Origin of the sequence: Gymnodinialimonas sp. 57CJ19 (genome assembly GCF_038396845.1) — a bacterium.
Classification (GTDB): Bacteria; Pseudomonadota; Alphaproteobacteria; order Rhodobacterales; family Rhodobacteraceae; genus Gymnodinialimonas.
In genome coordinates this window covers 1,791,291-1,809,555 of record NZ_CP151587.1, presented here as the reverse complement: position 1 = coordinate 1,809,555, position 18,265 = coordinate 1,791,291, and the positions used below count along the sequence as shown (strand labels likewise).

General features: G+C 53.9%; 16 protein-coding genes and 3 pseudogenes. 5 read left to right on the top strand and 14 right to left on the bottom strand.

Going from position 1 to position 18,265, the window contains the following annotated elements; translation table 11 throughout:
• Nucleotides 1-13: 13 nt before the first annotated feature.
• From AADW23_RS08900 to AADW23_RS08865, 8 genes and pseudogenes are all read right to left on the bottom strand, one after another.
• Nucleotides 14-718 (bottom strand): annotated as a pseudogene (locus tag AADW23_RS08900) (IS6 family transposase).
• Nucleotides 719-872: 154 nt separating this feature from the next.
• On the bottom strand, nt 873-1,820 hold the full coding sequence (locus tag AADW23_RS08895) for an ABC transporter permease (RefSeq protein WP_341864148.1): 948 nt from the start codon (nt 1,818-1,820) through the stop codon (nt 873-875).
• On the bottom strand, nt 1,817-3,334 hold the full coding sequence (locus AADW23_RS08890) for a sugar ABC transporter ATP-binding protein (protein ID WP_341864147.1): 1,518 nt from the start codon (nt 3,332-3,334) through the stop codon (nt 1,817-1,819). Before AADW23_RS08890 ends, AADW23_RS08895 begins: the two co-directional genes overlap by 4 nt.
• A 56-nt stretch (nt 3,335-3,390) precedes the next feature.
• The gene (locus AADW23_RS08885; RefSeq protein ID WP_341864146.1) at nt 3,391-4,302 is read right to left on the bottom strand and encodes a substrate-binding domain-containing protein; all 912 of its coding nucleotides are present in this window, start codon (nt 4,300-4,302) and stop codon (nt 3,391-3,393) included.
• 76 nt (nt 4,303-4,378) lie between these two features.
• Nucleotides 4,379-5,878: an FGGY-family carbohydrate kinase gene (locus AADW23_RS08880; RefSeq protein WP_341864145.1), complete on the bottom strand. Its 1,500-nt coding sequence runs from the start codon at nt 5,876-5,878 to the stop codon at nt 4,379-4,381.
• Complete coding sequence (locus AADW23_RS08875; RefSeq protein WP_341864144.1) at nt 5,871-6,629, bottom strand: tryptophan synthase subunit alpha; 759 nt, start codon at nt 6,627-6,629, stop codon at nt 5,871-5,873. Before AADW23_RS08875 ends, AADW23_RS08880 begins: the two co-directional genes overlap by 8 nt.
• A gap of 109 nt (nt 6,630-6,738) precedes the next feature.
• Nucleotides 6,739-7,701, bottom strand: coding sequence for an AraC family transcriptional regulator (locus AADW23_RS08870; protein WP_341864143.1), 963 nt, complete (start codon nt 7,699-7,701; stop codon nt 6,739-6,741).
• Between the two features lie 267 nt (nt 7,702-7,968).
• Nucleotides 7,969-8,436, bottom strand: a pseudogene (locus AADW23_RS08865) (IS6 family transposase); the annotation flags it as partial.
• A 68-nt stretch (nt 8,437-8,504) separates the two neighbouring features.
• Here AADW23_RS08865 and AADW23_RS08860 point away from each other — a divergent pair.
• Nucleotides 8,505-9,634, top strand: a protein-coding gene (locus tag AADW23_RS08860; protein ID WP_341864142.1) for an IS3 family transposase whose coding sequence is annotated in 2 segments (ribosomal slippage) — nt 8,505-8,748 and nt 8,748-9,634 — 1,131 coding nt in all. Because the reading frame shifts where the segments join, the coding sequence is not laid out codon by codon here.
• A 38-nt stretch (nt 9,635-9,672) separates the two neighbouring features.
• Here the strand turns inward: AADW23_RS08860 and AADW23_RS08855 are convergent.
• Nucleotides 9,673-9,759: pseudogene (locus AADW23_RS08855) on the bottom strand (IS6 family transposase); the annotation flags it as partial.
• Between the two features lie 253 nt (nt 9,760-10,012).
• Here AADW23_RS08855 and AADW23_RS08850 point away from each other — a divergent pair.
• Genes AADW23_RS08850 through AADW23_RS08840 form a run of 3 tightly spaced genes read left to right on the top strand, consistent with a single transcriptional unit; the run spans nt 10,013 to nt 12,105 of the window.
• Nucleotides 10,013-10,387: a hypothetical protein gene (locus AADW23_RS08850; RefSeq protein ID WP_341864141.1), complete on the top strand. Its 375-nt coding sequence runs from the start codon at nt 10,013-10,015 to the stop codon at nt 10,385-10,387.
• A complete protein-coding gene (locus AADW23_RS08845) occupies nt 10,384-11,241 on the top strand; it encodes an alpha/beta hydrolase (protein WP_341864140.1) in 858 nt (285 codons plus the stop codon). Before AADW23_RS08850 ends, AADW23_RS08845 begins: the two co-directional genes overlap by 4 nt.
• A 9-nt stretch (nt 11,242-11,250) precedes the next feature.
• A complete protein-coding gene (locus tag AADW23_RS08840) occupies nt 11,251-12,105 on the top strand; it encodes a 3-keto-5-aminohexanoate cleavage protein (RefSeq protein ID WP_341864139.1) in 855 nt (284 codons plus the stop codon).
• Here AADW23_RS08840 and AADW23_RS08835 read toward each other — a convergent pair.
• The 5 genes from AADW23_RS08835 to AADW23_RS08815 all read right to left on the bottom strand — a co-directional run bounded on the left by AADW23_RS08835 (nt 12,102) and on the right by AADW23_RS08815 (nt 16,273).
• On the bottom strand, nt 12,102-13,004 hold the full coding sequence (locus AADW23_RS08835) for a LysR substrate-binding domain-containing protein (protein ID WP_341864138.1): 903 nt from the start codon (nt 13,002-13,004) through the stop codon (nt 12,102-12,104). The genes AADW23_RS08840 and AADW23_RS08835 overlap by 4 nt on opposite strands.
• Nucleotides 13,005-13,030: 26 nt before the next feature.
• Nucleotides 13,031-14,209 (bottom strand): muconate/chloromuconate family cycloisomerase, encoded by a 1,179-nt coding sequence (locus AADW23_RS08830; RefSeq protein WP_341864137.1) that lies wholly within the window; start codon nt 14,207-14,209, stop codon nt 13,031-13,033.
• A gap of 66 nt (nt 14,210-14,275) precedes the next feature.
• On the bottom strand, nt 14,276-15,145 hold the full coding sequence (locus AADW23_RS08825; RefSeq protein ID WP_341864136.1) for a dioxygenase: 870 nt from the start codon (nt 15,143-15,145) through the stop codon (nt 14,276-14,278).
• Between the two features lie 37 nt (nt 15,146-15,182).
• A complete protein-coding gene (locus AADW23_RS08820; RefSeq protein ID WP_341864135.1) occupies nt 15,183-15,704 on the bottom strand; it encodes a flavin reductase family protein in 522 nt (173 codons plus the stop codon).
• Nucleotides 15,701-16,273: an FAD synthetase gene (locus AADW23_RS08815; RefSeq protein WP_341864134.1), complete on the bottom strand. Its 573-nt coding sequence runs from the start codon at nt 16,271-16,273 to the stop codon at nt 15,701-15,703. The genes AADW23_RS08820 and AADW23_RS08815 overlap by 4 nt, the downstream gene beginning before the upstream one ends.
• Before the next feature lie 189 nt (nt 16,274-16,462).
• Here AADW23_RS08815 and AADW23_RS08810 point away from each other — a divergent pair, with 189 nt between their 5' ends.
• A complete protein-coding gene (locus tag AADW23_RS08810; protein ID WP_341864133.1) occupies nt 16,463-18,031 on the top strand; it encodes a 4-hydroxyphenylacetate 3-hydroxylase N-terminal domain-containing protein in 1,569 nt (522 codons plus the stop codon).
• Nucleotides 18,032-18,265 lie beyond the last annotated feature (234 nt).

The window sequence follows — 18,265 nt, the reverse complement described above, 5'->3', positions numbered from 1 at the left end:
GTGCCATTGGAATTTAGCCAACGCAAAGCGCCCGCCACTCGGACAGAGCGGCGGTGCGGTTCAGCTTGAAATTTGGTCGTGAATAGAGGTGACGTTTCTAGTTGAAGTGGTTGTGGACAGAAGCATGGACCGAGACTAATTTCTGAAGACTTCGCATGCGCCTATAAGGAGGCATAGCCCGTTCTCTTCGTCGGACTGGGAGATGATGGTTCTCAGCCCGGTTATTGGCGCACCTGCCCGTTTCTTGTTTATGGGGCGCACCTAAATCCCTCAGTGCCGCGCCATAGGAACGCAGCTTGTCGGTCACCAGCACGCTAGACTGGCCGTGCTTACGCTTTGCTTTCTTTAGGAACTTCAACGCGGCCTTCTTGTTACGCTACTTCGTAACGAAACTTCCGAGCACCTCGCCCTCGTGATCCACAACTCGCCAAAAATAGTACTGTCTACCGTAAATCTTCACAAACACTTCGTCCAGACGCCAGCGCCAGCGGCTGGATTTCAGGCCCTCAATCCGTCGTTTCCGGATCTCAGCTGCGAACATCGGGCCAGATTTCAGCCACCAATATCGGATCGTTTCTTGACTCACGTCGATACCCCGCTCATGGAGCAGATCTTCGACGTTCCGCAGGGAAAGTGGAAACCGGACGTAGTGCATCACGGCCAGGCGGATGATCTCAGGACTGGTCTTGAAGTAGCGAAACGGAGAGCGTTTGGTCATCAAATGAGGCTACGTGCCCGCCCTTCCCCGCTCAAGGCAGTGTCCTCTGACAACACCAACGAAAGCCTTACTGTCGCTTTCCTTTGATTTGGCAAATGTATCGTCAATGTGTCATTTGGCTCCTCCCACAAACGTTTTGGGTCTTTGTCCCGGTTCAATTTCTGGACTTGGAGATGGACGACACCGCCACGGCTGAGATCACGATCAAGCCGACCAAGATTTCGCGTATGTAGCTATCAACCTGGAGTTGGGTCAGCCCGTTATCGAGGATGCCCAACATCAGAACGCCGACGAGCGTAAACAAAACCCTAGGTTCGCTTTGCCGCGACATGGTCATACCCAAAAACACTGCCGCAATTGCGTCTAGCATCAGCCCGGATCCTTGCGTTGGGTTCGCTGACGCCACGCGAGCTGCATACATAAGGCCCGCAGTCGCAGCCCCGATCCCCGTTAATCCGAAGGCTATCAGACGAAGACGTTTGACCTGTATGCCGGCGAGGTGTGCGGCATCCTTGTTACCGCCGATAGCATACAGCCTGCGACCATAGGTTGTTTGTTCCAACAGGAACCAGCACAGGAAGATGACGATCCCGGCAGTGATGGTCAGGAATGGGATCCTGATATCACCAAATTCGAACCCGGCTCTTGCAAAACCGGAAAACTCTCTTGGGATATCACGGCCAAAGATAGTCTTGCCGTCGCTAATAAAGAAGGCCGCACCACTGTAGACTGTGAGAGTTCCCAGTGTGGCAACGAATGGCAAGATTCCGAAAATAGACACGAGCACCCCGTTAAATAGGCCACCGGCCAACCCGATTAAAAGCGCCGCGAGAATGCCCATCCAAATCGGATAATCCGCCGCGAAGACAACGGCCGCGACGATGCCTGCAAGCGAGGCCATGGACCCGACCGAGAGGTCGAAGTCGCCCATAACCATGACAATCGTCATAGTTGCTGCCACAACCGCCAGCATCGACAGCTGTTGACTGATGTTGATCAGGTTGCGTGCAGTCAGAAAAGTTTCAGGCAGTTGAAACGCGAAGAACGCGACGATGCAGCCGAACCCAATCAGCGTTCCAAATTGGCGAAACGTATTTTTCATTGAGAGCGCCCTTCCGCGTCGTCATCACTGTAGAAATATGTAAGGAGATCAGCAGCGGTCATATCACCGCGATCAAGAAGGTGGGCCTGTTGGCCGTCTTGCAAGACAAGTACCCGATCACACATGCCAAGGATTTCCGGCAAATCTGTTGAGGTCAGAATAACCGCGCATCCGGCGGCGCTTAGTCCGCGAACAAGCTGATAAATCTCAAATTTAGCACCAACATCTACACCGCGCGTCGGTTCTTCTAACAGCAGCAGTTTCGGATTCCCACAAAGTGCGCGCGCAAAGACAACCTTTTGCTGATTGCCGCCAGATAGCTGCCCGACAGGCTGGCCAGGGCCATCATATTTTAGGCGTACTTTCTGCGCCATTTCCTGGGCTCTTGCAGTTTCTTTGCCCTTTTTGGCTTTAAATCCATTCGCACCGTAGTGGGGCAGAAGCGTGTTGTCGCGGATCGACATATCAAGCATGAGTGCTTCGCTACGACGTTCGCGTGGAATGTAAGCGATATCTTTCGACCACGCCTCACTCGGTGAGGTTGGACAAGACTGGCCGTTAAAACTAAATGATCCAGAAACGATCGTTTCAAGACCAAGGAAGAGGCGCAGCAACTCGGTCTGACCGGCTTCAGCAAGCCCGCCAACGCCAAGTATTTCTCCGGCTCGCAGTGCAAAATTTAGATCTGACAGACGCTTGGTTCTCGCCCCCTGTGCAACAGCAACTGTGTCGTCGCCGATTGTACTGGTTCGGGGCGGGTAGCTGTCCTTGACATCGCGTCCTGTCATCGCATGAATGATCTCCTCCTTAGAGGTATTGCAGATTTCTGTTGTTGAGATGTGCTTTCCGTCCCGCAAAACCGTTACGTCGTCGCAAATGCGCAGAACCTCGTCCATCCGATGCGACACATACAGGATCGCAGCCCCACTTTGCTTGAGGCGTTCGATCACGTTGAAAAGCATTTCAGATTCAGCGCCTGTTAAGGCCGCTGTTGGTTCGTCCAAAACGTAGATATCTGCGCCTGCCTCGCCTTCGTCGGTGACAAGAGCCGCTGCAATTTTGACGAGCATTTTGTCGCCAGCTGGTAAATCACCGGCCAAGGTTGATACGTTGATATGCGTCGCCCCAAGCTTATCCAACGCGTCTTGCGCTGTTTTCCGGACATGGGCCCAATTCACGAAGAGGCCCAATTTCTTAGGTAGTATTCGACCCAGCAAAATGTTCTCTGCGACGGACACCTGCGGAACGATGTTAAGCTCCTGATGAATGAACCGAAATCCAGCAACATGGGCGTCTTGCGGCCCCTCCAGCGGCAATGATGCGCCATCCTTCGACAACTCGATACTATCGGCAGGCACAACACCCGCAGCGAGCTTAATGAAAGTGGATTTGCCCGCCCCGTTTTCGCCCATTAACGCGTGGACGCGCCCACCCGTAAGGGATAATGATACGTCGTTTAGGGCAGGAACGCCGTTATAGGCCTTTGAGACCTTGGATAGAGTAGCGGTTTGCATAAAATTTCCGAACGTCGGTGAAGCAACGCGAGGCGTACTCGCGTTGCTTTGTCTGCTTATTCAGCTGCGTTGGCTGCGTTGATAAGCTGTGTTGGAACATAGACGACGCTGGCGCGGTGTTCGCCGCCACCTAACACAACCTCTAAGACGCTCGCTGCCTGCACACCCATTAGATTGAAATCTTGGGCGATTGAGGCTTCGAAATTGCCACCAGCGGCAATCGCATCGCGTGCCTGAGGGTTGGCGTCAATACCGGTGATCACAATACCCTCATCACCACGACCAGCATCTTCAATCGCTTGGAGGGCACCAAGTGCGGGCTGATCCCAAGCCGCCCAAACAGCGGAAATCGACCCCGGTTCAGGGTTAGCGGCCAGAATGGCTTCCATCATGGCGCGGCTATCGGCAATGCCACCGTCAGACACGTCAGGTGTTACACGGTCCAAAACGTCGATGTCGGGATAGTTTCCAAACACCGCATCCGCAACTACGCTGCGGATTTGGACAGGTGGGAAAGCATCAAATACGAACATCACAACGTTGCCCGATCCGCCGATGCGGTCGGCTACATATACGGATGTTTCTGCGGCCATTGCGTAACCGTTTGACGTCACATTTGCGACAAGAAGATCGTCAGCGCCAGCATCGAGGCCGACTACAGGAATCCCGGCGTCCGCAGCGGTCAAAAGACCGACATTCACTTGCGCGGGATCAACGTTCAGTACAATCGCATCTACGTTCTGGATCACGGAGTCTTCAATTCGACTGATCACAGCAGCAACATCGCCCGCTGTATCGATCACGTTCACGTCCCAGCCGTTTTCCGCAGCTGCGGCCTCGAATCCTTCAATAGCGGCTTGCGTACCGGGCTGCGCGAGATATGGCGTGATCACCGCAATGGTTTCCGCAAAGGCTGATGACGCGGTAAGCGCCAGAACTGACGCTGCAGTTTTCAAAATAAATTTCATTTTCCTCTCCCTTTTCACTAAGACGATAGACCAAGCCTGCGTCCGGTATCTGCGCAAAATGCGCCATCTACACTATTCAGGTGCAATTTTTGGATAATGGCGCCGGAACTTTACCGGTCCCTGACAATCGTGCCGTGATGCTGGCATGTGTCGTGATCGCTTCTTTGTAGACATCGAAGATCTCACTATAGTGTTGATAGTATTCTTCACGCGGGGCTATGACCCTGTTATGGCGTACTAGCGCGTCGTGGGCCTCTGTCAGGCTGGCAAATGCGCCGGTGCCGACACCCGCGATCATTGCGGCACCCAGAATACCTGGTTCCTGAATAGATAGGATCTGACACTCAACGCCCAGAACATCCGCGCGTATCTGGTTCCACGCGTCCGATTTAAACCCGCCGCCCGCACATCCAACGGATTTACTGGCAGTGTTCGATGAGGTTTGGATCGTTTCGAACGCATGGCGGGAAGCGAAGGCGACGCCTTCATAGACGGCGCGGGCGAAATCGCCCAACCCGGTACGGCGAGACACACCAAGGAACGACGACCGAAGGCTGCTGTCCCATAGTGGGGCGCGTTCCCCTTCGAGTTGGGGCAGGAAGAGCGGGGTTTTGTCGTTGCGTGGCGTGTCTGCGACCAGATTAGACATCTGATCGAGGCGCAAGCCAGAGAGGGCCGCGAACCATGCCTTTGCATCGCCGCCTGATTGCGTTGGGGCAGCATGAACGCGCAGCCCTACACATTCCGGAAAGACGATTGCACCGGGGGTGGGCGTCAGATCTCGCGATGTGATTCCTAGGGTTTCGCTGGTTCCACTGAGATAAACAGACGATTTCTCGCGCGCGCCGCCGGCACCAATCATCCCCGCCCAAGCGTCCATCGTACCAGCCACCACCGGGACGCCCGCCAGCGGCGAGCCCGCTTTGACGAGTCCAATAACCTGCGTAATTGGCGCAAGCGGCGTGATCTTTTCCATAGAGCCGGGCACGAGATTGAAAACCTCGGGAATATAAACGAGGTCAGAACCAACAAGCCCGATGTTCGACAGCGGATCTGTGCATACCTCTCCTGTCAGGTGATGCAAGCAATAGTCCTTTGGCAGCATGACCCATCTGGTCTTGTCCCATATGTCAGGGTGGGTTTCAGCGACCCACGCCATGCGCGACAGGATATTGCTGGCATCGATAGGCATGGGCACGTCCCACCATGCAACTTTTTGGACATCCGACACCCGCGCATTCAAAGCTTGAGCCTGCGCTCTGGCGCGACCATCTTGCCACAGAATGGCTGGCATCAATGGCTTACCGTTGTCACCGACGAAGATATGCGTGTTCACCTGCGAACACAGGCCTACCGCTTTGATGGCTGGGGTCAGCCCCTCATTTGCATAATGCGCGATCGCGGCGTCAATCAACTGGGTCCAATCCTCAGCGTTTTGTTCGGCCCATTGGTTCGCGGGTCGATGCGTTTTATAGGCTCTGGAAAACAGCCCACGCAATTCGCCGTGCGCGTCCACCAACCCGGCCTTAACCGAAGTTGTCCCAACGTCGATGCCTAATATGAACTGTTCACCCATAGAGCGCCTCCTCTATACGCCCTAAATATTCCTCCAACGCGGATCGGCCCGACATTGCTTCCAAAACAGCCTGCGACCCGACAACAACACCGTCCACACCGGCGTTTACGGCGTGTTTTGCCTGATCCGGTGTACTGATACCGATACCCGCAAATATAGGGGCGGTCACGCCATCTGCGCGCAATTTTTTAACACGACTCTCAAGGTCTCTGTCCAAATCCTGACGAATGCCAGTTTTCCCGTCAGTGTATTGCAGGAACACGAAACCCGTCGCCTTGCGGGCGGCAGCGACCGCAGGCTCGGGTAGGTCATATGGCACAAACCGTGTGATCCGAGTGCCTTGAGCCGCGGCTACCTCTGTGACTTTCTCGACATTTGGGCCTGGTGCCCCAAGGGCGAGCAGGGCATCGACATCTTGCCACTCCTGCGGATCAGAAAACAGTTTATCCTCTGCATAGGCAAAAATCATCCCCAATGCACCGTAAGAGAATGTTTTGACCGCTTTAATCGCGGAGAGAGCTTCGCGCACCGTGCCAATCCCGCTTGCACGCTGCATCGACGCTGCCACGATGGCACCGTCGGCGTAGGGGTTTGACGTGCGCAATCCCAACTCAACCACATCGACGCCTGCGGCCTCATAAGCCTTGAGGCGGTCAATCGGGACGCTCGGATCATTGACAGGGAAATAGGCGACCAACTTGCCACGACGGCTGGGTTGATCGAAAGAAAAGCTGTGTTGTGCGTGTATCATAAGGTTCTGAAAACAGAACAAACCTGTCTTGGGGAACCGATCGCGCTGCGTGTGATGCAAACATGTTCATCAATCGGATAGCGACTGCAGGATTCGGACAGCGAACCGTTTATGTCTGCGACGGATTCTCGCCATAGCGTTTGCGATATAGGCTTGAGAATCGACCCATATGAGTAAATCCAGACTGTTTGGCAGCGTCGGCCACTGTCACATTCCCGCTAAGTAACATCCGCCTGCTATTGCGCAGCCGTTGCTGTTGGACATAGCCCTTGGGCGTTAGATCAAGAAATTGGTTGAACTGGTTAAAGAGCGTGCGTTCGCTGTAATTTGTCTGTGCAAGCAGCTGCGGCATCGACAGATCTCCAGCGATGTTACATTCAATATAGGCCACGCATTGCCGCAATTGCGCCGGTAAGATCCTGTGCGATCCTCCGATTAAGAGATTGCCCTGACTGTAGCGATAGTAGCACAACACCGCGTCGACGACGGCGGTTGACAGGGGCGATTGCGATAGGCGGTCTACTTTGGACGTCACCGCGAGTTCGAATTCCTGCTGCAGCAACCGCATCAGCTGTTGCACCCGCCAGCCTTCGCTTGTTCTGAGGTCGACCTCCGGAGCGCCACGGGGCAATTGCGCTTCTGGATCACCGGTAAGAGTTTGCCAGCGCCGCAGCACTTCGACACTTTCGACCTTCAACATTAGTTGCAGACACTGCGGTCGCCACGTCGACGAAAACTTGACGTGTGGTGGCAAAAGCAGCGCTGTGTTTTTATCTGACGATATCGAAGGCCGTCCGGTGCTCTCAATGTTGACACCGGACGCAAGCGGCATTTCCAACATAAAGAAGTCTTCAAACGGGTCGGGAGTGATTTCCACTGCACCGCCATATTTCAGAATGTTGAACGTCCCGCCGGGGACCTGCGCGGACATATGTGCGAAGTCAAATGGATCGCTATCAAGCCTGCGCATCACGTGAGGTTTGAATTTCTCATTCAACACGCTGCGTGCTTCGCTCGGGTCGTTCGTCTGGAACGACTGCGTTTTGAAGGGCTTCAAGCGATCCAATTGCATTAACTCACCAGACTTTTCTTTTTGAACGCAGGCGTGTCCCTCAAACTGTCACGCATGATAGCGATAGGATTTCGACTGCCCTTACGATATCATCATCCAGATAAAGCGGTGTAAAGCCAACCCGCATGATGTTCGGTGCACGGAAGTCGCCGATAACCCTATGCGCCTGCATCGCCGCGTAGCGTTCTTCGAAGGCAAAAGGCGGGCTGTCAGATGAATTCGAATTAGTCTCAGCAAAGACAGTGACGCTGTCACTTGACCGACACAAAGCGCCCGCCACTCGGACAGAGCAGCGGCGCGATTCAGCTTGAAATTTCGTCGTGAATAGAGATGGCGTTCCTGGTTGAAGTGATTTTGGACGGAGGCATGGACCGAGACAAATTTCTGCAGACATCGCATCCGTCTGAAGCGGAGCATAGCTCGCTCTCGTCTTCGGAATGGCAAGTGTGAATTTTCAACACGGTTGTTCATCCAGCGACCGGTTTCCTGCCGCTCTACGCCGCCTAGAACTCTAAGAGCCGCGCCGTAAGATCGAAGTTTATCGAACACTACAGTTTCAGGGCTTCCGTGCTTACGCATTGCTTTTCTTAGGAATTTCAACGCTGCCCTCTTGTCACGCTTCTTGGTGACGTAGCTTTCCAACACCTCGCCTTCGTGGTCCACGGCCCGCCAAAGATAGTGCTGTGTGCCGGCGATCTTCACGAAGACCTCGTCCAGATGCCACCGCCACTTGCTACACTTTGGACCTGTCGCGGTTTGATGCGCTCCTTTGTTAGCATTTATTGCAGCAAAGGAGATGAACTATGGGACTGAAACGGACGGACGAATTCCGCCAGGATGCGGTGCGTATCGCGCTAACCAGTGGGCTTACGCGTAAGCAAGTGGCCGACGATCTGGGCGTTGGCATGTCGACGCTGAACAAATGGATCACTGCGCACCGAGACACGGAGTTAGTGTCGAACGAAGATTTAGACCTCGCCAAAGAGAATGATCGGCTTCGACGCGAGATACGGCTCCTGAAGGAGGAGAGGGAGATCTTAAAAAAGGCCACCCAGTTCTTCGCGGGTCTAAAGCAATGAGATTTAGATTCATCGAAGAACACAGGTGCAGCTTCCCAGCCAGTCGGTTGTGTGATGTCGTTGGCGTCAGCACGCGTGGGTTACGGGCGTATCGCAGTCGTCCAGCCAGTCGCAGGCAGCGGTCTGATCTTGTGACGCTGGCGCATATCAAAGAACAATCGCGCCTCAGCCTGGGCAGTTATGGCCGTCCACGAATGACCGAAGAGTTGAAAGAGATCGGTTTGAACGTGGGCCACCGTCGTGTTGGCAGGTTGATGCGCCAGAACGGCATATCCGTTGTTAGAACACGCAAATACAAGGTCACCACAGACAGCAATCATAAGTTCAATATCGCGCCAAACCTACTAGATCGTGACTTCAACGCTGATGCGCCCAACCAAAAATGGGCAGGTGACATCAGCTATGTCTGGACGCGTGAGGGCTGGTTGTATCTGGCCGTGATCTTGGACTTACATTCTCGGCGTGTGATCGGTTGGGCCGTTAGCAACCGCATGAAACGCGACCTTGCGATCAGAGCTTTGAAGATGGCCATCGCGTTCCGACAACCGCCCAAAGGGTGCATCCATCACACGGATCGCGGGTCGCAATATTGTTCTCATGATTATCAGAAGATCCTGCGCCAGAACGGGTTCAAGGTATCGATGTCTGGGAAAGGCAATTGCTATGATAATGCTGCCGTCGAGACGTTCTTCAAAACAATCAAGGCAGAACTGATCTGGCGGCATCCTTGGGAGACACGGCGGAAGGCCGAGATGGCCATCTTCGAGTACATCAATGGCTTCTACAATCCGCGCCGCCGCCACTCAGCATTGGGCTGGAAAAGCCCTGTCGCCTTCGAACGCAAGGTGGCTTAAACGAGCACTTGGGGCGGCACAAAAGCGCGACAGGTCCAAAGTGGAAACCGGACATAGAGCATCACGGCCAGGCGGATGATCCCAGGGCTCGTTTTGAAGTAGCGAAATGGGGAACGTTTGGTCATCCAATGAGGCTACGTGCCCGCCCTGCCCCGCTCAAGCCGGTTTCCTCTGACAAGGCCCTTGCGGCAATATCAACAGCTGAAATCGAAACACTGTCCCCTTTTAACCTGGAAAATAAACTCTTGCTGCCGGCTCTCTTCGCGCGGCGCATTATAGCATGACGGTCCTTCCCGGTATCACGCGATACCGGTCACGGCATTGTTCTTTCATGGGTTCGCGTTGACCATGTGTCCAGACCGGATAACGGAGGACGCTGTGCACAAGAAAATTGAAACGATGCGGGATGCACTTAACCGCAAACCACATCTTGTCAGGCTCGGTCGGCTGTTTTCAGAGACAGTATTGCTGCAGGTGGATGCTGCTGAGTTCTATCTTCATTTCGATAAAGGTGAACTTGTTCGCGTAGAGCCAGGACCCAGTCGGAAAACCCCTTGGCGCTTTGCCATCAAAACCGATGCCGAAGCGCTGGAAGCGTTCTGGGAAGCGCGTCCACAGGCGGGATTTCACGACTTGTTCGGGTTGGTAAAAATCAATCGTGCCCAGATTGACGGCGATATTCTGGCGCTGGTCAAGAATTTACGTTTTTTCAAAGAGTTCATGGCGCTTGGGCGTGAGGAGGCCGCATTATGACCGTCGAACCGATCACCGGACGCTACCTTACCGTTGAGATCGAGGGGCAGGTTCAGCGCATCTATTTCGAAGAAGCGGGGCAAGGGAGGCCGGTGTTGTGTCTGCACACTGCTGGTGCCGATACACGACAATGGCGACACCTGATGAACGACCCCGAGATTACAGCCAACCATCGGCTGATTGCGTTTGATATGCCGTGGCACGGAAAATCCCTTCCGCCGGAAGGATATGAAACAGAAGAATATTTGCTGACCACAGAAAGCTATATCGCCACGGTGTTGGCGATGGTCGTAGGGATTGGTTTGGATCGTCCAGTGTTGGCAGGTTGTTCGATGGGGGGGCGGATCGCATTACAACTTGCCGCGCTTCATCCCACGTCGTTCTCGGGTTTCATCGCGATCGAAGCATCTGATTTTCAGCCCGCATGGTATGATATTGACTGGTTTCACCGGCCCGACGCCCACGGTGGCGAAATGGGGGCGGCGCTTGTGTCGGCTAATATATCGCCTTATGCGCCGTCGACTGAATGTTGGAATACGCTTTGGATGTTCATGGCAAGTGGGCCGGGTGTGTTTCGGGGTGATCTAAGTTTCTATACCCGTGACGACAGTCTGATTGCTCGGCTGCCCCGGATCGATACCGCGTCCACGCCCGTGCATATACTGGTCGGGGCCTATGATCTGACCTGTACGCCGGAAGATGCCCAGCGAACGGCAGACGCCATACCTGGTGCTACGATCGCAGTGATGGATGAGCTGGGGCATTTCCCGATGAGCGAACATCCAGACGGATTCAAACCATTCTTTTGTGATGCTTTGGACCGTATGGATCAAGCTTTGACGGAAACGGTATGAGGCCCTGAGATGAGTAAATTCGGCCCATGCATCATCTGTATCGCAATCACAGGCAGTCTTCCCCAGAAGTCAGATAATCCGGCTGTGCCGATCAGTATCTCGGAACAAGTGGAAAGCACCCACGAAGCTTATGACGCCGGGGCCAGCATCGTGCATGCACATGTACGTAATGAAGATGGATCACCCAGTTCTGATCCGGAAAAGTTTGCACGACTACAGGAAGGGCTGCGGCGATATTGCCCCGAATTGATCATTCAGTTTTCGACAGGTGGGCGGTCAGGCGCGGGCAAAAGCCGGGGTGCTATGTTGCCGTTGTCACCCGATATGGCGTCATTGTCAGTGGGTTCGAACAACTTTCCGACACGCGTATATGAAAACCCACCGGATCTGGTCGACTGGCTGGCTCGAGAAATGATAACTCATGGTATTAAGCCAGAGGTAGAAGCGTTCGATCTGTCCCACATCCTTCAGGCTTGGCAAATGTGGAAGCAGGGAAAAATCCGCGACGTCCCTTATGTACAATTTGTCATGGGTGTTCAAAACGCAATGCCTGCGGATAAGGCGGTGTTTGATTACTACATTCGAACGGTGCAGCGCCTGTTTGGTGAAAATGCACCTTGGTGTGCCGCAGGCATTGGTCGCCATCAAGCAGAGCTTAATGATTGGTCAATTGCTGCTGGGGGCCATGCGCGCACGGGTCTTGAAGACAATATTCGATTGGAACGCCATACACTTGCTCCGTCAAATGCGGCGCTTGTCAGGCTTACAGTCGAGAAATGCGCGAGACATGAACGCGAAGTAGCATCACCAACTGATGCAAGGCGTATATTGGGGTTGCGTCAGACAGCGCCTTTGCCCGCCTAACCAGATCGCTTTTTGACTTTTCGGGCAAATTTCTGTGCAACGGTCACGAACTGGTTGGTGTGGACGCTTTGATTGTCGCGTCGCACCGCCAACGATATGGCCGTTCCAAGATTGCCCTCTTCGAAGGGGCGAAAAACAACGCCATGCCGGTCGGATTGAGAAACTGATTGCGGCACCACGGATATGCCAACGCCGACTGATACCAGCGCGATAGCCGTTTGGTAGTCCTGAGCCAACACTTCCGAGCCTGGAATAAACCCTTCTTTCTTGCATATCTTCAGAACATAGTCGGCAAAGCTGGGGCGGGGACGGCGTGGGTATAAAACAAAGGTTTCGCGTTTAAGCTCGGCCAGTATCAACTCGTCCCTTTCGGCCAGATCAGACTCTGCGGGTACCGCAAGAATTAAGGGTTCCTGATGGATCAAATCACAGCGAATTTCGTCGTCTTCCAGCGCCGGACGCGCGAAGGCGATATCAATTTGCCGTTCAATCAGTGCAGTCTTGAGTTCCGCGTTGTTCAGGGCGGAAAGCGCCAGTTCAACATCGGGATATTCGCTTCGGAAGGTACGGATCAGTTCGGGAAGCACACCGTAGCTGGCCGAACCGATGAAAGCGATGCGAAGACGACCTGCGGCACCTTCACCGATGCGTTTCACCTCGCGTTTTGTGCGATCAAGGCGTTCAAGAATATCGCGCGCACGGACAAGCAAAGCATCGCCAGCCTGCGTGCGTTTGATCTGGCTGCGGGATCTGTCAAACAGTTGCACGCCAAGTTCGGCCTCAAGCTGGGCGATCTGGCGGCTTAAGGGGGGCTGCGCAATATCAAGGCGTGCAGCTGCGCGGCCGAAGTGCAATTCTTCAGCTACGGCTACGAAGTAAGTCAGTCGTTTGAAGTCCATATCCCCACCCTAACAGTATCAACGCGTCAATCCACACGGGCGAATTCGCGAACCGCGTCTTCGTCCAATTGCATGCCAAGACCCGGGCCGTCTGGCAACAGCAGATGAAAGTCTTCGAACTGAAGCGGGTCGCGCACAATTTCACGCCGGTGCATCTTGGGGCCAAAATGTTCGCATCCCCATGTAAGTTGTGGCAAGGCGGCAAAGACCGCAAGATGAGCAGCAGCCCCGATAGAGCCTTCCAGCAGGCAACCGCCATAAAGCTCCATACCCGACGACTCCGCCACTTTGGCGGCTTGTGACATTGCCATCAAGCCACCGCTTTTCACCATTTTCAGGGAATAGACGCTGCCGCAGCCCATGTTACCGGCACGCGCGATTTCGCGGTGTGTGAATGCGGCTTCGTCAACCATAAGCGGGATCGAGCTTTTGCTTGCTACGCGTGCCATACCTTCGAAATCATCATATGGCAGCGGTTGTTCGATCAGCGAGACATCAAGTTCTTCCAAAGCAGGCAGAAAGCGCAAACAGTCGGCTTCGCTCCAACCTTGGTTTACGTCGACAATCAATCGCCCCATTTCTGGCAACGCTTCGCGCAGTCTTGTCAGGCGAAACAAGTCTTCTTTTGGCGTTGCGAACCCAAGTTTGACTTTGAAATCCTTATGTTCGCGCCGTGCCAGTTTGTCTCGTGCTTCGGCGATTTCCTGTTCCACATCACCCGAAGCTAATGCCCACAGCACGGGAACCCTGTCGCGCGATGAACCGCCAAACAGGTTCACCAGAGGCACATCAAGTGTTCGGGTCAGCGCATCAAGGACGGCCGTTTCCACCGCTCCTTTCGCAGCGTTATTGCGAAAGGCCGCCCGTTTCATTTTGGTGGCGGTATCAGTCCAGTTAGTCGCGGGGCATCCAATGAGCACAGGCGACAGATAGCGGTCGATCACTGCTTTTATGGATTCAACCGATTCTTCGGCCCAACGTGGGCCACCCAACACGGCCGCTTCACCAATCCCTTCGATGCCATTTTCAAGACGAACACGGACCAACACGAATTCACGTGTGCTGAATGCCGTGTTCGAAAGCCGGTGCTGCCGTATGCTGGGCAGGGCCATGATCATTGTGGTGATTTCGCGGATCGTGGTATCACTTGCCGGATCAGTTCGTGTGGCGAAATCCTGCATCAGATCAGCGGCGGATTGGGTCATGGTTTGCTCCGATTATAGATATTGAAAAAGGGGCGCTGCGATTAAGCAGCGCCCAGTGGGGAGGTGTTATTCTGCCGCGACCGCCTTCGCGGATGTGGCTTGTTTGAGTTTAAAGTCGAATTCCATAACAAGATCGGTATCCGCCCCGGATGGTGCCGATTTCATCCGTCCGATCAGACTTTCCTTCACCGCAAAAACCGAGTCATTGTCGAGGTATTCGGTTTCACTGTCGTAGATCTGGCTGATGAGGGGCTTGTAGCCGTCTTTGCTGATCATGAAGTGAATGTGGCCCGGGCGCATTGGGTGATGGCCCATGAAGTTCAACAACTCACCGGCTGCACCGTCATAAGGGATGGGATAGGGTTCGGGACGCAGGCCCACAAAATCGAACGAACCGTCAGCGTCCGACAGGAAACGGCCACGCAGGTTGTAATCCGGCTGTTCCGGATCTTGTTGTTCATACAATCCGTTTGGCGCGTCTTCCCAGACGTCGATCTGAACGTTTTGAAGTGGGGTACCATCAGTGTCGACCACGCGACCAGAAACACGCACCGTTTGCTGATTGTCGAATTCTTTCTGGATGATGCTTGCGCCTTTTGGAAGCACTGGCGGGTTTTCGCGATAAAATGGTCCAAGAACGGTTGATTCACTTTCCCCGTCGGTCACTTTGTTATCAAGCATATCCACCAGAACTTCGACGCCAAGGATATCGCAGATCAGGATGAATTCATTGCGGGCTTCGCTTGAAATTTCCCCCGCTCGGCGCATCCATTCGCAACCTTCCAACCATTCCCCGTGGGTAAGGTTCACTTCTTTCGCAAACGCGTGAAAGTGCTTGATTGCCGAGGTCATAATCTCGCGATTGCGAACGGGAATGTCATCTTTCATTGCGCCCGTTACGGCGTCGGTGATGTTATCGAGTGTAATGTTACGCATGTTTTCTCCTCCACTTGCGTCACGTTGTTAGAAATGATCACCAAATCGCTTCCGCGACCGGGTCACAAAGTTCAGGTGCGGGTAATTGACCCGCGACCGCACCAAAACGGCCCTTGTAAAAAATGAGCGGACGCGCGCCAGAATCTGTTGAAAGTCCGCGTACTTCGCCGATGAAAATCGTATGATCACCCGCTTCAATCGCGTTCACGACGTCGCAGGCATAGCAAGCAAGTGCGCCGCGAATGACAGGTAGATCGTCAAGGTTTTCAAAAGGATCGGACAAAGAGGTATCCGGACGGCCAGCAAAGTGCCATGCCAGCCCTTCCATTCCCTCTGACAAAGTGCTGACTGCAAAGCGTCCCGTCTTGTGCAGCAGCGGCAACATTTTTGCGTTCTGGCCGATTGATATCGAAATAAGTGGTGGGTCAAGTGACACCGACATAAAGGCGTTCGCAGTCATCCCATGATCGCCATCGCTGTGACGGGTCGAGATGACATTGACGCCAGTGCCGAACAGCCCACAGGCATCACGCAGACCGCGTGTGGTTACGTTGGTCATAGGGTCAGCTCCTTTTGTTGGGAGGGGGCGCTAAGAAGTGTTTCCGCCATGTCGAACAAGCCTTGTTCACGTAGTGCTCGAATGCGAGTGCTTGAGACGACTTCACCAGCAGAACAAAGGATTGGCGGCTTGATACGCACGTCAAACCTTGTTGCCAGCATTTCAACGTCGCCTGTTTGACGTGCACCGAACCGGAAGTCACCGCCAACGTGAATTTCCCTTGGGGCGATGCGTGAAACGTCGTCCATAAAGGTGTCGGCAGAAGTTTCACAGAAGACTGAATTGAATTCAGAAACGACAATCAGGTCAGGTGCAAAAGCAGAAATACGTGACAGCTTGGCTGCCAAGGGGGTCAATTGATTGGCGCGCCCGAAAAACACTTTGGGGGGCGGGTCGAACGTCCAGACAACAGCCGGAACCCCGAGATGTCGTGCCCTCGCAATCGCACCGCAAACCAAGGCTTGATGACCAGCATGGACCCCATCGAATGCGCCAATGGTCAGCACGCTTGCCGACAACCCTGAAGGGCGGTTGGTGCAGATCGTCGCTGGTCCATATTCGTCAAACATCTGAGGTCTCCGTTGGGGGGTGCCTTGCCATACCATACCCACCAGCCATGCTTGCGGCGATACATCGGACGGTATGGGTTGATACCTAGCGCGAGGCGCACGAATTGCTCAGGCTTCTGATATCGCCGGACCCGCTTCGATACCAATGTGCGGAACCGGAGAGTTTCAGTTTATTCGGAGGAGACAACCATGCCCAAAGACAACGAAGCGGCAAGCAAAACCGAAGCCTATACAGGTAAGGAATTTCTTGAGAGCATTCAGGACAGCCGCGAGATCTATATTTATGGCGAGCGGGTAAAAGACGTTACCAAACACCCCGCCTTCCGCAACTCTGCCCGTATGGTGGCCCGTTGGTACGATCGCTTTCACGAGAAAAAACATGAAATCGGTGTGTTGGCGGACAATGGCACCAATAACATCACACACCCGTTTTTCCTTGGATCGCGCACATCAGATGATCTGATCAAAAGTCGTGATGCGGTCGCTGAGCTTCAGAAGGTTTCGTATGGCTGGATGGGGCGTTCACCTGACTACAAGGCAGCCTTTTTGGGCACGCTTGGGGCAAATTCCAGCTTTTATGGGGAGTATGCCGATAACGCATTGGCTTGGTATGGGAAAACCCAAAACCGGCTGGATTACTGGAACCATGCGATCGTGAACCCGCCAATCGACCGAGACAGAGCAATCGAAGACGTCCGCGATGTGTTTATGCATGTCGAAAAAGAAACCGACAAAGGCTTGATCGTATCCGGTGCCAAAGTGGTCGCCACGGGGTCAGCTTTGACACACTATAACTTTATCGCGCATTACGGTATTCCTGTGAAAGACAAGGAATTTGCCCTTATCTTCACGGCTCCTATGGATGCTGAAGGTGTCAAACTGATTGCCCGGTCGTCGTATGAATTCAATGCCGCTGCAACGGGATCTCCGTTTGATTATCCTCTGTCATCGCGCATGGATGAAAACGATTCAATTCTGGTGTTCGACAAGGTGTTGGTGCCTTGGGAAAACGTGTTCGTTTATGGCGACGTGGAAAAAATCAACAGCTTCTTCCCAGCATCCGGGTTTGTTCCACGCTTCACCCTTCATGGTTTAACCCGCTTATCGGTCAAGTTGGACTTTATCGCTGGGCTGTTCTCGATGGCGGTAGAAGCCACCGGATCGAAGGATTTCCGTGGGGTGCAAACTGCGGTGGGTGAAGTACTTGCCTGGCGTAATTTGTTCCACGGTTTGTCTGATGCAATGGTGAAATCGCCAATTCCTTGGGAAGGCACAGACGGCTTCAATTTGCCAAACACCAATGTCGGCTTGGCCTATCGCGTGTTTGCCCCAATGGCATACGGTCGCATCAAAGAGCTGATCGAACGGCATGTGGCGTCAGGTCTGATCTATCTACCATCGTCGGCAGCAGACTTCGAAAGCGACGCGATACGGCCTTACCTTGATCGCTTCGTTCGTGGATCGAATGGTTATGCCGCGATTGACCGGGTGAAGCTATTGAAGCTGCTTTGGGATGCAATCGGAACTGAATTCGGTGGTCGTCACGAGCTTTATGAACGCAACTATGCCGGTAACTATGAAAACGTACGGATCGAGACACTTTTGACCGCAACCGCCAATGGTGATCTGAGCAATATGCAAGCATTCGTGGCGCAGTGTATGGGCGACTACGACTTGTCCGGTTGGACCGGTAACGACTTGATCAACCCTGATGACATCAACCTTGTCGGACGGGGTATGACCCAAAGCTTGGGCTGAGGTTCTGAAACGCGGGGCCGCCTCTCAACCGGAGGCGGCCTATACCGCGAGGACCGTCCGAACCAGAAGCGTTCAAACCGGAGCTGATCATGCGCCTCGCATCTCGTCTCGCGGAAGGCGCACATGGATTCGGTTTCGTTCAACTTGGCTGAAGCCGACCCAGGTTCCTGAAACACGCCGTCCGAAAGTGTAACGGATCCTGCCCAAAACTCCCTTCGTGCCAGTGTCTGTTTT

Excerpts from the sequence above, each read along its gene's own strand:
- AADW23_RS08880 (WP_341864145.1), bottom strand. The coding sequence starts at position 5,878 with ATGGGTGAACAGTTCATATTAGGCATCGACGTTGGGACAACTTCGGTT.
- AADW23_RS08810 (WP_341864133.1), top strand. The coding sequence starts at position 16,463 with ATGCCCAAAGACAACGAAGCGGCAAGCAAAACCGAAGCCTATACAGGT.
- AADW23_RS08820 (WP_341864135.1), bottom strand. The coding sequence starts at position 15,704 with ATGACCAACGTAACCACACGCGGTCTGCGTGATGCCTGTGGGCTGTTC.
- AADW23_RS08830 (WP_341864137.1), bottom strand. The coding sequence starts at position 14,209 with ATGACCCAATCCGCCGCTGATCTGATGCAGGATTTCGCCACACGAACT.
- AADW23_RS08890 (WP_341864147.1), bottom strand. The coding sequence starts at position 3,334 with ATGCAAACCGCTACTCTATCCAAGGTCTCAAAGGCCTATAACGGCGTT.
- AADW23_RS08835 (WP_341864138.1), bottom strand. The coding sequence starts at position 13,004 with ATGGACTTCAAACGACTGACTTACTTCGTAGCCGTAGCTGAAGAATTG.
- AADW23_RS08840 (WP_341864139.1), top strand. The coding sequence starts at position 11,251 with ATGAGTAAATTCGGCCCATGCATCATCTGTATCGCAATCACAGGCAGT.
- AADW23_RS08895 (WP_341864148.1), bottom strand. The coding sequence starts at position 1,820 with ATGAAAAATACGTTTCGCCAATTTGGAACGCTGATTGGGTTCGGCTGC.
- AADW23_RS08885 (WP_341864146.1), bottom strand. The coding sequence starts at position 4,302 with ATGAAATTTATTTTGAAAACTGCAGCGTCAGTTCTGGCGCTTACCGCG.
- AADW23_RS08825 (WP_341864136.1), bottom strand. The coding sequence starts at position 15,145 with ATGCGTAACATTACACTCGATAACATCACCGACGCCGTAACGGGCGCA.
- AADW23_RS08870 (WP_341864143.1), bottom strand. The coding sequence starts at position 7,701 with ATGCAATTGGATCGCTTGAAGCCCTTCAAAACGCAGTCGTTCCAGACG.
- AADW23_RS08845 (WP_341864140.1), top strand. The coding sequence starts at position 10,384 with ATGACCGTCGAACCGATCACCGGACGCTACCTTACCGTTGAGATCGAG.
- AADW23_RS08875 (WP_341864144.1), bottom strand. The coding sequence starts at position 6,629 with ATGATACACGCACAACACAGCTTTTCTTTCGATCAACCCAGCCGTCGT.
- AADW23_RS08815 (WP_341864134.1), bottom strand. The coding sequence starts at position 16,273 with ATGTTTGACGAATATGGACCAGCGACGATCTGCACCAACCGCCCTTCA.